7 protein-coding genes are annotated in these 13160 nt (G+C 66.3%); 1 reads left to right on the top strand and 6 read right to left on the bottom strand.

The window, feature by feature from the left end; all coding sequences use genetic code 11:
• Positions 1 to 594 carry a nicotinamide riboside transporter PnuC gene (gene pnuC, locus HD842_RS22435; RefSeq protein WP_183557837.1) on the bottom strand — a complete coding sequence of 198 codons (594 nt, stop codon included), beginning with the start codon at positions 592 to 594 and terminating at the stop codon, positions 1 to 3.
• Positions 595 to 609: 15 nt separating this feature from the next.
• Positions 610 to 2748, bottom strand: coding sequence for a S46 family peptidase (locus HD842_RS22430; RefSeq protein WP_183557834.1), 2139 nt, complete (start codon positions 2746 to 2748; stop codon positions 610 to 612).
• 175 nt (positions 2749 to 2923) lie between these two features.
• On the opposite strand from HD842_RS22430, the gene HD842_RS22425 reads away from it, so the two are divergent.
• On the top strand, positions 2924 to 4237 hold the full coding sequence (locus HD842_RS22425) for a GGDEF domain-containing protein (RefSeq protein WP_183557831.1): 1314 nt from the start codon (positions 2924 to 2926) through the stop codon (positions 4235 to 4237).
• Here the strand turns inward: HD842_RS22425 and HD842_RS22420 are convergent.
• From HD842_RS22420 to HD842_RS22405, 4 genes are read right to left on the bottom strand one after another with little or no spacing between them, the layout of a single operon-like run.
• Positions 4234 to 5196: an HDOD domain-containing protein gene (locus tag HD842_RS22420; protein ID WP_183557828.1), complete on the bottom strand. Its 963-nt coding sequence runs from the start codon at positions 5194 to 5196 to the stop codon at positions 4234 to 4236. The genes HD842_RS22425 and HD842_RS22420 overlap by 4 nt on opposite strands.
• 46 nt (positions 5197 to 5242) lie before the next feature.
• Positions 5243 to 6706: an efflux transporter outer membrane subunit gene (locus tag HD842_RS22415; RefSeq protein WP_183557825.1), complete on the bottom strand. Its 1464-nt coding sequence runs from the start codon at positions 6704 to 6706 to the stop codon at positions 5243 to 5245.
• A complete protein-coding gene (locus HD842_RS22410; RefSeq protein WP_183557822.1) occupies positions 6703 to 9984 on the bottom strand; it encodes an efflux RND transporter permease subunit in 3282 nt (1093 codons plus the stop codon). The genes HD842_RS22415 and HD842_RS22410 overlap by 4 nt, the downstream gene beginning before the upstream one ends.
• Complete coding sequence (locus HD842_RS22405; RefSeq protein ID WP_183557819.1) at positions 9981 to 13076, bottom strand: efflux RND transporter permease subunit; 3096 nt, start codon at positions 13074 to 13076, stop codon at positions 9981 to 9983. The genes HD842_RS22410 and HD842_RS22405 overlap by 4 nt, the downstream gene beginning before the upstream one ends.
• Positions 13077 to 13160: the final 84 nt, after the last annotated feature.

The raw sequence follows: 13160 nt of genomic DNA, 5'->3' as shown, positions 1-13160 counted from the left end.
TCACGCCCGCTGCTCCACATGCGCAGACCAGGCACGCAGGCCAGCGATGGCCAGCAGCACGAACACGCCGTACAACACCGCCGTGAGCATCAGGCCCTTGTAGACATACAGGCCGACATACAGGATGTCGACCGCGATCCAGATGTGCCAGTTCTCGAGCTTCTTGCGCGCCAGGAGCAGTTGCCCCATCAGGCTCCCGGCGGTGAGGAAGCCATCGGCGTGCGGCACGTCGGTGTCGGTGAAATGATCGAGGAAGGTCGAGAGCACCACGAAGCCGGCGAACCAGGCGACCAGCACCCAGGCGCGGGTGCCGGGATTGAGGCGCTTGACGACCAGCGGCCCATTGCCGGCGCCACGCAGCCACATGGTCCAGCCCCAGATCGACGCGATGATGAACACGAACTGCAGCCCCATGTCGCCATACAGCCGCGCGTCGAAGAACACCACCGCGTAGGTGGCGGACGATGCGATCGAGAACAGCCAGGCCCAGTGTTTCTGGCGGATGTTGAGCACGACGGTAATGACGGCCAGCACGAACGAGATCAGTTCGAGTGGCGACGTCGTCAGGCCGGCAAGGACAAGAGGTTCGTTCATGCGGACGTACCCGGATTACTTCTTCGGATACTTGATCGTCATTTCCTTGAGCAGGTTGTCGGCATGGTCGACCTCCTTCATCACCCACAGCATGTAGCGGATATCCACGTGGATCGCGCGCGTGATGGCGGTGTCGAAGTACCAGTCCTTGGTGATCGATTCATAGGTCGAATCGAAGTTCAGGCCCACCAGCTCGCCCCGCCCGTTCATGACGGCCGAACCTGAATTGCCGCCCGTGGTGTCGGCGCTCGACAGGAAGTTGACCGGCACGGTGCCCAGCGCCTTGTCCTTGAACACGCCGTAGCGCTTGCCCTGGATGGCTTGCTTGAGCGCGGCCGGGACGATGAACGGATCCTTATCGGTTTCCTTCTCAAGAATGCCTTCGACGGTCGTGAACGGCCCTTTCAGCAGGCCATCGCGCGGTGAGTACGGCGACACCGTGCCGTAGGTCACGCGCAGCGTCGAGTTGGCGTCCGGGTAGACCGGCTTGCCCTGCGACGTCTTGAACGCGATCACGGCCGCCATGTATTGCGGGATCACGCGTTCGAGGTTGCCGTCGATCTCGTTGCGCCCGTTTTCCAGCACCATGCCGGCGTCGTGCAGGCGCACGGCCAGTGCGATGAACGGATCGTTCGAGGCGCGGAATGCCTGCGGGTCCTTGCCGATCCAGGCCAGGCGCTTGGCGGTGTCGGCCAGCTCGCTGCTGCGGTACATTGCCGGCAGCGCCGCTTCAGTCGGCAGCAGTGCATCGAGGCCCTGCGGGCGCATGGCGCCGTCGATGCGTGCATAGCGGGCCAATGCGGCCTTGTAGCGCGCTTCGTCCACGCTCGGCACGAACGATTGCTCGAGCCGTGTCAGGCGCGCCTTGATGAACGACAGGTCGCGTTCCTGGTAGCCGCCTTCGCGCTCTGCGTCCGGCTTCTGGCGCTCGAGGGCCAGGCGATACAGCGTGCGCGCGCTCTTGAGCAGGTCGCTGTGGGTCGCCTCGTTCCAGGCGGCTTCCTGGCGTTGCAGCGCCATGTCGCGGGCGATCACGGCGTCCAGTTCGGTCAGCAGGTTCTTGTTGGCGCCGGCGTGGGCTTGCTGCCAGGTGCGGAACTCCGCGTCCTGCACGTCCTTGATGGCGGCGATGTCCTTGCGCGCGAAGCCATCCATCAGGCCCTGCGTCTTTTTCAGCACGTTGTTCAGGCTCTTGGCCACGCTCGCATAGCGCACGTCCCATGCCGGATTGTCCTTGGTTGCAGCAGCGATGATCGCCAGGTCGGCCGTGATCGTGGCTGCCTTGGCCGGGAAATCGACGTCGCGTGCGAAGCGGATCTCGCTTGGCAGCTTGTAGCGGCTGGTGCGGCCCGGGTAGCCCGCCAGCAGGATCGGATCGCCGTTCTTCAGACCTTCGGCCGACACCACCAGGAAGTCCTTCGAGCGGTACGGCACGTTGTCCGGCGACGGGTCGGCCGGACGGCCGTCCTTGCCGACGTAGGCGCGCAGGAACGAGTAATCGCCCGTCTGGCGCGGCCACTCGTAATTGTCGATGTCGCCGCCGAAGTTGCCGATGCGGTCTGACGGCGCGTGCACCAGGCGCACGTCGCGGATCATCAGCTGCTTGATGCGGTAATACTCCAGGCCGCGGTGAAACGCCGGCACCGAGCAGCGCGTCGATTTGTCGGTCTCGCATTCGGCGATCAGGGCCTTCACGCGCGCGGCCACCAGCGCATGGCGCTCGCTGCCCGACAGCGTGGGGCTCAAACCATCCAGCACGCGCCTGGTGACGTTCTCGACCTTTTCGGTCACGTAGATCAGCGTGTTCGGGCCACCCGGCAGTTCTTCGGCGCGGGTCTTGGCCAGAAAGCCATTGACGATGTAGTTCTGCTCTGGCGTCGAATTGCGCTGGATCGCGCCGTAGGCGCAGTGGTGGTTCGTGACCACCAGGCCATCGGGCGAGACGAACGAGGCCGAGCAGCCCCCGAGCGACACCATGGCGCTCATCGGGTGCTTGCTCAGGTCGGCCAGCTTCGAAGCCGGCATCGTGATGCCGATGCGCTTCAGTTCGGACGAGAGCTGCGGCAGCTGGTGCGGTTGCCACTGGCCTTCGTCGGCGAAGGCGGCGGTCGCGGCGCCCAGGAGGGCGACAGGCAGGAAAATCGATTTGAACAAGACAACACCCTGGATGAAAAAAGCAATGCGGGAGTATATCGCCGTTGTATCCCAACCGTGTCGATTTATGGCGATGCGACCTCCGCACCGGTCGCGTCAACACTGCGTCATATTGGTCTGGCAGGATGTAATATTGTCGTTTTGCAAGACGGGCATCCAGGGAAGGCATGCAAACATGACAAGCGAGGCATCACTGTACCGACATACTGTTCTGTATCTCTGCCAGAGTTTCTTCATCAAGGACAACCGGGCAGAGTTGCTGCTGCACGCGCACAAATACGATTTCGACATCCGCTTCTTCAGCGAACTGGCGCAATTTGTCGCGGCGGTTGAAGCCGATCGCGGCAACAGCCTGTTCGTGATCGACCTCGACACCCTGCACAATATGCAGGCCGACCTGCAGGATGCGCGCAAGACGCTGATGCTGGGTGAATTGCTGGCCCGGCTGCCGCCCGGTCACAGCTATGTGTACCTGCAATCGAGCCGCCAGGGCAGCCGCTTCCTGCTGCAGCAGCGGCTGGTCGACAGCCACTGCCTGGCGTATGCCGAAAAGCCGATCGCCAACGATGTGCTGGTCGACAAGCTGTTCAACCTGTTCGTGCAGAGCAAGCGGGGCGACGCCGTCACGCTGGTCACGCTCGGCCTGCCCGGCAGCCTTGATGACGCCACGCTGCGCGATCAGCGCATCGATGTCAGCTACCATGCCGACCCATCGACATTGCACCTGCGCGTCAAGGAATTGCAGCCCGACCTGGTCTTGATCCCCGACAGTGACTACCTGCGGGTGGACGCCCTGGCGCGCGTGATGCAAAAGAATATCGAAGCCGACCCGGTGCGCGAAATCGTGCTGCTGCAACGCCGCCCGGACGACGCCCTGGCACGGCGCGCGCTGGGCGATGGCTTCGATGCGGTGTTGCCCGACACCGGCTCGGGCATGCTCGAAGCGCAACTGGCCAACCGCGCGGCCAAGATCCGGGTCAACAAGGATTTGATCGGCAAGGACCGCGCCACGGGCCTGCTCAACAAGGTCGGGCTGCGGCGTAAAACACAGGACCTGATCCGCCAGGCCACGCTGGAAGACAAACCATTGGCCTTCGGCGTCATCGACATCGACAAGTTCAAGACCATCAACGACACCTGGGGCCACCATTTCGGCGACATCGTCATCAAGCGGCTATGCCTGTGCCTGGCGCCGCAGATGGGCGAGCGCGATCTGCTCAGCCGCTTTGGCGGCGAGGAGTTCGTGGTGGTGTTCTGGGATTGCACGCTGGCGCAGGCCTGGCCCCGCCTCGATGCGCTGCGCACGGCCTTCGGCGCCATCGCGTTCCAGGTGGCGCCGGGCGATCAACGGCGCTTTTCGTTCAGCGGCGGGCTGGCCGCGTTTCCCGCGCAGCGCAGCGAAAACGAACTGTTCGTGCAGGCCGATGCGATGCTCTACACGGCCAAGCAGGATGGACGCAACCGGATTTGCCCGGCGCCCCGAGCTTAAGCGCGGCTGTCGGCCAGCTTGCCCAGGCAGCGCCGTTCAAAGCTGTTCAGGCCAGCGGTGACGAGGCTGTCGTCCTCTGCGACGACGTGCGCATCGATCAACAGGCGCAGCTTGGCGATCTGGTCGCCCCGCTCCAGCGCCCGGGCCAGCGCCGATGCGGCCGGCGTGCTGGACGTAGCGATGGCGTGCACGACGTCCGGCGGGAACTCCCAGTGCGCCGCGATCGCCGCCGACAGCCCCCGGCTGACGGCAAACAACCGGGCGCCGAATTCGCTCGAGCCGGGAATCTTGCCCGCTTCGGCCGCGCGCTCGGCCAGGCGGAAGGCCACCAGCAAGCCCAGGTTCTGCATCAGGCCAGCCAGGTAAGCTTCGAACACGCCAGCAGCCATGCCCGGTGCCATCAGGCTCGACGCCAGGGCGCATTTCTCGGCCTGGTGCCATACCAGCGGCGCGGCGTGGCGTGCAAAGCCGGTGTCGGCCATGCGTAGCAGTGGTCGGAACGCAATCCGCGCCAGCAGCATGCGCAGGCCGTTCTGGCCGAGCATCAACAGCGCGGCATCGAGCGACTTGATGGGCTGCAGCGGGCGGTAATACGCGCTGTTGGCTTCGCGGATCACCTCGGCCACCAGCACCGTGTCGCGCTCGACCGAGCGCGCGAGCGCGCCCTGCGACACGGCGTCGTCGGCCAGGTCGCGCAGCAGTTCGGGGATCAGTTCGGGGATGCGCGGCACCAGGCCGCTGGCCGCGCCCGGGTCGAGCGCCAGCGTGCGCACCAGGTCCAGCAGGTGCTCTTCGACATCCGGCGTGGCCTCGTAGCCGGCCGAAGCGGTCAGCCAGCGGTAATACGCGGCATCGACCTCTACGGCAAGGTCGTGCGCCGCTTCACCGGCCGGCGCTTCGCTGGCATCGGGGGCCGGCGCCTTGTCGGCGCCCAGCATACGGTCAATCCATTTTTTCATAAAGTCGCTCGGGCCTCGGATGCGTCATTGTAAGCCCTGGCGCGGCTTAATTGACAATCGCCGGCGTGTTGTTCACGTCTGCGTCGGTCCAGCCACCACCCAGCGCCTGGATCAGCGCCACCGCCGCCGTCTGGCGGTCGGCCTGCACCTGCACCAGCTGGCGGCGCGCATTGAGCGCCGTGACCTGCGCCTGCACCACCTCGGTATAGCTCACCTGCCCCGCCTGGTAGCGGTTCAGGATCTGCTGTTCGACCAGGCCCGCCGCTTCGGCCGCCTCGACCCGCAACTGCTGCTGTTGCTCGAGCACGCGGGTGGCGGCCAGGCCGTTCTCGACATCGGCGAACGCCGTCAGGACCACCTGGCGGTAGTTGGCCACGGTGGCCTGCTGGCGCGCCTCGGCGCCTTCGACACTGGCGCGCGTAGCGCCGGCATTGAACAGCGTCTGCGCGGCCGACAGGCCGAACGACCAGGCCGCGTTCGACAGCGAGAACAGGTCGCCCACGCGGCTCGTGTTGTTGCCGTACGAAGCCGACAACCCGAAAGTCGGGAAATAAGCCGAGCGGGCGATGCCGATGTTGGCATTGGCCACCGCCACATCGCGCTCGGCGGCGGCGATGTCGGGCCGACGCTGCAGCAGTGTGGATGGCACGCCGACCGGCACGGCCGGCACCACGACCTGCCATGGCGTGCTTGCCAGCGCAAAGCTCGACGGACTCTGGCCGACCAGCACCGCGATCGCGTGTTCGAGTTCAGCGCGCGAGCGCGCGAGGCCCAGCGCGTCGCTGCGCGCCGTGGCCAGCTGCGTCTGCGCCTGCAGCACGTCCGAGCGCGCCGAGACGCCAGCTGCGAAGCGGTTGGACGTGATCTGGAGCACCCGTTCGTAACCTTCGATGGTGGCCGTAAGCATGCCGATCTGGGCATCGGTCTGGCGCAGCGAAAAATAGTTGATGGCCAGCTCGCCAAGCGCCGCAAGGCGCACGCTGGCCAGGTCGGCGGCGCTGGCCTGGGCGCTGGCTTCGGCCGCATCGACCGCCGTGCGCAGGCGGCCGAATACGTCCGGCTCCCAGCTTGCGCCGATCTGCAGGCGGTACGCGCTGGCGGCGCCGCGGTTAGTGTCGCCGCTACCACCGCCGGCGCGATCACCCCCGGCGCCAAGCGACACCACCGGGAACAGCGATGCGCGCTGCTGCGCGACGATCGAGCGCGCCTGGGCATAGTTGGCCACGGCGACAGCGATGTTCTGGTTGGCCGTTTCCACCTGCCGGCTCAGGCGATCGAGTTCCGGGTCGTTGAACAGCTGCCACCAGGGACCGCGCTCAAGGGCGTCGGCGGGCGCTGCAGGCGCCCAGCCCGGCAAGGGCGCGTTGACGCCCTTGTACGATGCCGGTACCGGACCGGCCGGCAGCGCTGCGGGCCGTTCATAAGCCGGCCCGACGGCGCAGCCGCCAAGGCCGAGGGCCAGTGCGAGAACGGTCAGGCGCAGGGAAGTAGAGATTTGCATGGGCATCATGGTTTGGCGAGCGATGGACCGGAACCCGGCGTCGGATCGACGTCGTGCGGGTGGCGGGTCAACGCGTGTTCATCGGGTTTGCGGGTGCGCAGCTTGTCGAGCAGGACATACACGACCGGCGTGGTGAGCAGTGTCAGGAGCTGGCTGGCGACCAGGCCGCCGATGATGGCGATGCCCAGCGGCCGGCGCAATTCGGAGCCTTCGCCGAAGCCGATCGCCAGCGGCAATGCACCCAGCGCCGCGGCCAGCGTCGTCATCAGGATCGGGCGGAAGCGCAGCATGCAGGCCTCGCGCACGGCTTCCATTGCGGTGAGGCCGCGCGCACGCTCGGCCTCCAGCGCGAAGTCGATGATCAGGATCGCATTCTTCTTCACGATGCCAATCAACAGGAACACGCCGATCAGCGCGATGATCGAGAACTCCATCTTGAACATCAACAGCGCCAGCACCGCGCCCACACCGGCCGATGGCAGCGTCGAGAGCACGGTGATCGGGTGGATCAGGCTTTCGTACAGAATCCCGAGCACGATGTAGATGACGACGATCGCCGCCAGGATCAGCAGCGGCTGCTCCTGGCTCGACGCCTGCGCTGCGGCCGCAGTACCCTGGAAGCTGCCGCGCACATTGATCGGCATGCCGATGTCGGCTTCGGCCTGGCGCACGGCAGCTTCGCCGTCGGTCAGCGTGAAGCCTTCGTTCAGGTTGTACGACACCGTGGTGGCCAGTTCGCCATCCTGGTGGCTGACCGAGGTGGCGGTCGCGCTCTCGGCGAAGCGGGCAATCGCCGACAGCGGCACCATCGTCGCGGCGTTGTCGGCCAGCGCCTGGCCACCGGATGGATCACGCGCCGCCGTCAGGCTCGCGGTCGCCGATGTCGCCGCGCCGGCAGCGCCGGCAGCGGCCGCCGTGCCGGTGCTGGAGGACACGACGTTCTCGCTTCCGCCGGCGGCCCGCGCCGGCACGTACACGTCCTTCAGCGCTTCGGGCGACTGCGCATACTTCTGCGCCACACCCATCACCACGTGGTACTGGTTCAGCTCATCGTAGATGTTCGCCACCTGGCGCTGACCGAACGCGTTGTACAGCGCATTGGTCACGTCGCGCGTGGTGATGCCCATGCGCGCCGCGCTTTCCTTGTCGATCATGACATAGGTTTCCACGCCGTTTTCGGCCTGGTCGGTGTCGACGTCGACCAGCGCGGGCTGCCCTTTCATGGCCTCGGCCAGCTTGGCGGCCCACTGCTTGAGGTCTTCCGCGTTGTCGCTCTTGAGCGTGTACTGGTAGGTCGAGTTGCTCGAGCGCCCGCCCATGCGCAAGTCCTGCACCGGGTTCAGGAAGATCGAGATGCCGGTGACCTTGGCCAGTTGCGGCCGCAGGCGCGCGATCACGGCCTGCGCCGCGACATCGCGCTCGCGCACCGGTTTCAGGTTGACGAACATGAAGCCGCCACCGGCGCGCCCGCCGCCCGTGAACGCGACGACCGTTTCAACGGCCGGATCCTTGCGGATGATCTCGACCAGCTGGTAAATCTTCTTCTGCATGGCCTGCGACGAGATGCTCTGGTCGGCGCGGATGCCGCCATTCATCTGGCCCGAATCCTGCTGCGGGAAGAAGCCCTTGGGCGCGTTGGTGAACAGATAGATGTTCAGGCCGACCGTAAACAGCAGGATGATCATGACCAGCACCTTGCTGGCCAGCGCCCAGTCGAGCGCATGCTCATAGACGCGCAGCACGCGCGCAAAGCCGCCTTCCGACCAGCGCGCGAGACGCCCCGGCTTCTTGTCCTTGTCTTCGGCGCGCAGCAGCCAGGCGCACATCATCGGCGTGGTTGTCAGCGAAATCACGAGCGAAATCATGACCGCGGCCGACAGCGTGACGGCGAATTCGCGGAACAGGCGGCCCACCTGCCCGCCCATGAACAGCAGCGGGATGAACACGGCCACCAGCGACAGCGAAATCGACAGCACCGTGAAGCCCACTTCGCGCGCGCCGAGCAATGCAGCCGCCATGCGATCCATGCCGTTCTCGATATGGCGCGCCGTGTTTTCCAGCACCACGATGGCATCGTCGACGACAAAGCCAGCGGCTACGGTCAGCGCCATCAGCGACAGATTGTTCAGCGAAAAGCCCAGCGCATACATGACGCCGAAGGTGCCCAGCAGCGAGACGACCGTGGCTACCGCAGGAATCACGGTCGCGCGCAGGCTGCGCAGGAACACGCTGACCACGGCCACCACCAGCACGATCGACAGCACGAGCGTGAATTCGATCTCGTGCAGCGAGGCGCGGATCGAGTTGGTGCGATCCGACGCAATCGCCAGCTGGATGTCGCCGGGTAGCTGCGCCTGCAGCGACGGCAGCAGGTCGCGGATGCCGTCGACGGTTTCGATGACGTTGGCGTCGGGTTGGCGCGTGACCAGCACGATGACGGCCGGCTGGCCATTGAACAGGCCCAGCGTGTAGATGTTCTCCGGGCCGTCGAACACGGTCGCCACATCGGACAGGCGCACGGCCGCGCCATTGCGCCACGCGACCACGAGGTCCTTGTAATCGGCAGCGCTGCGGCCATCGCCCCCGGCCGGCTGCGAATAGATCTGCAGGCGGTTGCCGTTGCTGTCGATCTCGCCCTTGGGGCGGTTCGGGTTGGTGGCCTGGATCGCGGCGCGCACGTCCTCGGCCGAGACGCCGTAGCGGTTCAGCGAATACGGCACCAGCTCGACCCGCACGGCCGGCAGCGAGCCGCCGCCGATTTCGACTTCGCCCACGCCCTTGACCTGGGCCAGGCGCTGCTGCACGAGATTCGAGACCGACTCGAAAATCTCGGCCGGCGCCTTGGTCTTGGACGTCAGCGCCAGGATCAGTACCGGTGCATCCGACGGGTTGGCTTTACGGTAGGTCGGATTGCTGCGCAGCGTGGCCGGCAGGTCGGCGCGCGAGGCGCTGATCGCCGCCTGCACTTCACGCGCGGCGGAGTCGATCTGGCGATTCAGTTCGAACTGCAGGTTAATCCGGGTCGAGCCGGTGCCGCTGCTGGACGTCATTTCGTTGACGCCGGCGATCGCGCCCAAGCGCCGCTCGAGCGGCGTGGCCACGCTCGAGGCCATCGTGTCGGGACTCGCGCCCGGCAGCGAGGCCGATACCGAAATGGTCGGGTAATCGACCTGCGGCAGCGGCGCCACCGGCAGCACGAAGAACGCGGCGATGCCGGCCAGCGCGATGCCGATGGTCAGCAGGACCGTGGCGATCGGCCGTTCGACGAAGGGGCGCGACAGGTTCATGCGCCCGCCCCCTCGGTTTTGTGCGGCGCCTTGCCCGTCAGGCGCCGCGCGGTGCGGTCGAATGCCAGGTAGATCACCGGTGTCGTGAACAACGTCAGGAGCTGGCTCAGGACCAGGCCACCGAACATCGCCAGGCCCAGTGGACGGCGCAGTTCGGCGCCCTCGCCCGTGCCCAGCATCAGCGGCACGGCCGCGAACAGCGCCGCCAGTGTCGTCATCAGGATCGGGCGGAAGCGCAGCAAGGCCGCCTGACGGATCGCATCCAGTGGCGACTTGCCTTCTTCGCGCTCGGCCTCGATCGCGAAGTCGATCATCATGATCGCGTTCTTCTTGACGATGCCGATCAACAGGATCATGCCGATGATACCGATCACGCCCAGGCCCTGGCCACTGACCCACAGCGCCAGCAGCGCGCCCACGCCGGCCGATGGCAGCGTCGACAGGATGGTCAGCGGGTGGATATAACTTTCATACAGCACACCCAGCACAATGTAGACGCAGACGACGGCCGCCATGATCAGCCACAGCTGGTTCGACAGCGACGACTCGTAGGCACCGGATGCGCCCAGGAAGGTCATGCTGACCGACGCTGGCATCCCGATGTCCACCGCAGCGGCGCGGATCGCCGCCACCGCATCGCCCAGCGAGGCACCGGCTGCGGTATCGAAACCGACCGTGGCCGCCGGGTACTGCGCCACGTGGATCACCTGCAGCGGCGCCTGGCGTTCAGTGATCGTGGCCACCGCCGACAGGGGCGTCGACTGGCCCGAGCCGGTACGCAGTTGCAGCCGGCCCAGTGCGGCAATCGACATCGCCTCGTCCCGCTGCGCTTCCAGAATCACGCGGTACTGGTTGGTCTCGGTGAAGATCGTCGAGACGATGCGCTGGCCGAAGGCGCTGTAGAGCGCATCGTCAATGGACGCCGCCGTGATCGACAGGCGCGACGCCGTGTCGCGGTCGATGTCGATGAAGGCGGCGGCGCCCGTCGCGCCGGCATCGGTCACCGCCGTGCGCAGCTCGGGCAAGGTGCCGATCTTGGTCGTGAGCTTGCGCGCCCATGCGTTGACCAGCTCCGTATCGGCGCCTTCGACCGAGAAGCGGTACTGAGTCGGACCGCTTTCGGCGTCGATCGTCAAGTCCTGGGTCGGTTGCAGGAACAACTGCAGCCCCGCCACGCCCGCCACGCGTTCGCGCAGGCGCACCATCGTTTCAGACTGGTCGCCGCGCTCGGCCTTCAGGTTGATCAGCATGGTGCCCGTATGGAGCATCGTGTTGTTGGCCGCGTCCACGCCCACGTACGACGCAACCGACTCGACCGCCTCGTCCTGCATGATGCGGCGCGCCGCTTCCTGCTGCAGCTTGGCCATATCGGTGTACGAGATCGACTGGCGTGCCTGCACGCGCGCCTGCAACTGGCCGGTGTCCTGGGTAGGGAACAGGCCTTTCGGGATGATCGTCCACATCACGGCGGTCAGCACCACGGTGGCCAGGGCGACGAGCAGGGTCAGGCCCTGGCGCTTCAGCACCCAGCCCAGCATCACGTCATAGCGCGCAATCACGCGGTCGAAGAATGCCTGGAACTTGACAGCGAAGCGGCTCGGCTTGTCGTTCTCATGGCTGCGCAGCCAGCGCCCGGCCATCATCGGCACGAGCGTGAGCGAGACCACGCCCGAAATCAGGATCGTGATGGCCAGCGTGACGGCAAATTCGCGGAACAGACGCCCGACCACGTCGCCCATGAACAGCAGCGGAATCAGCACGGCGATCAGCGAGACGGTCAGCGAAATGATGGTAAAGCCGATCTGCGTGGCGCCCTTGATCGCGGCGGCCATCGGGGCTTCGCCTTTTTCGATGTAGCGCGCGATGTTCTCGATCATGACGATCGCATCGTCGACGACAAAGCCGGTGGCAATCGTCAGCGCCATCAGCGACAGGTTGTTCAGGCTGTAGCCGAGCAGGTACATCACGCCGAAGCTGCCGATCAGCGAGATCGGCACGGCCAGGCTGGCAATCACGGTCGCGCGCAGGTCGTGCAGGAACGCGAAGATCACCAGCACCACCATGATCACGGCCAGCACCAGCTCGATCTGCACGTGCTTGACCGAAGCGCGAATGCCCGTGGTGCGGTCGCTCAGCACATCCATGCGCAGCGCGCTCGGCAAGCCGGCCTGCAGTTCGGGCAGGCGCGCCTTGATGGCGTCAACGGTGGCGATCACGTTCGCGCCCGGCTGGCGCTGCACGTTGAGGATGATCGCCGGCTTCATATTGGCCCAGGCGCCCAGGCGCACGTTCTCGGCGCTGTCGACGACCTTGGCCACCTCGAGCAGCTTGACCGGCGCGCCATTGCGGTAGGCGACGATCAGGTTCTGGTAGTCGGGCACCGTGACCAGCTGGTCGTTGGCATTGATCGCGTACGAGCGCGTCGGGCCGTCGAAGCTGCCCTTGGCGCTGTTGGCGTTGGCGGCGGTGATCGCGGTGCGCAGCGTATCGAGACCCAGGCCATACGATGCGAGGGCGTCGGTATCGGCCTGGATGCGCACGGCCGGCCGCTGGCCGCCCGACAGCGACACCTGGCCCACGCCGGACACCTGGCTGATCTTCAGGGCCAGGCGCGTGTTGACGAGGTTCTGGACTTCGGTCAGCGGCAGCGTGTCGGACGTGATCGCGAGCGTGAGCACCGGCGCGTCGGCGGGGTTGACCTTGGCGTAGACGGGTGGCGCCGGCAGGTCGGTCGGCAGCAGCGAGCCGCCGGCATTGATCGCGGCCTGGACTTCCTGCTCGGCCACGTCGAGCGTCTCGCCCAGCGCGAACTGCAGCGTGACCATCGAGACGCCGGCGGCGCTGGTGGAACTCATGCGGGTCAGGCCGGACATCTGGCCGAACTGGCGTTCGAGCGGCGCGGTGACGGTGCGCGCCATGACTTCGGGGCTGGCGCCCGGATACAGTGTCTGCACCTGGATGGTCGGGAAGTCGACCTGCGGCAGCGCGGCCAGCGGCAGGAAGCGGTAGCCCACCAGGCCGGACAGCACGATCGCCAGCATCAGGAGGGCCGTGGCGACCGGCCGCTGGATGAAGGGGGTGGAAGGACTCACGCGTTGCTCCCGCTACCGTCGTGGGCGCGGGCCAAGCGCAGGCCGGCTGCTGGCATACCAACGTCGTTCCCGCGAAGGCGGGAA

The organism is Massilia aurea (assembly GCF_014200505.1).
In the GTDB taxonomy this organism is placed as follows: domain Bacteria; phylum Pseudomonadota; class Gammaproteobacteria; order Burkholderiales; family Burkholderiaceae_D; genus Telluria; species Telluria aurea_B.
The sequence above is the reverse complement of the archived record's forward strand: the minus strand, read 5'-3'. Positions and strand labels throughout refer to the sequence as shown.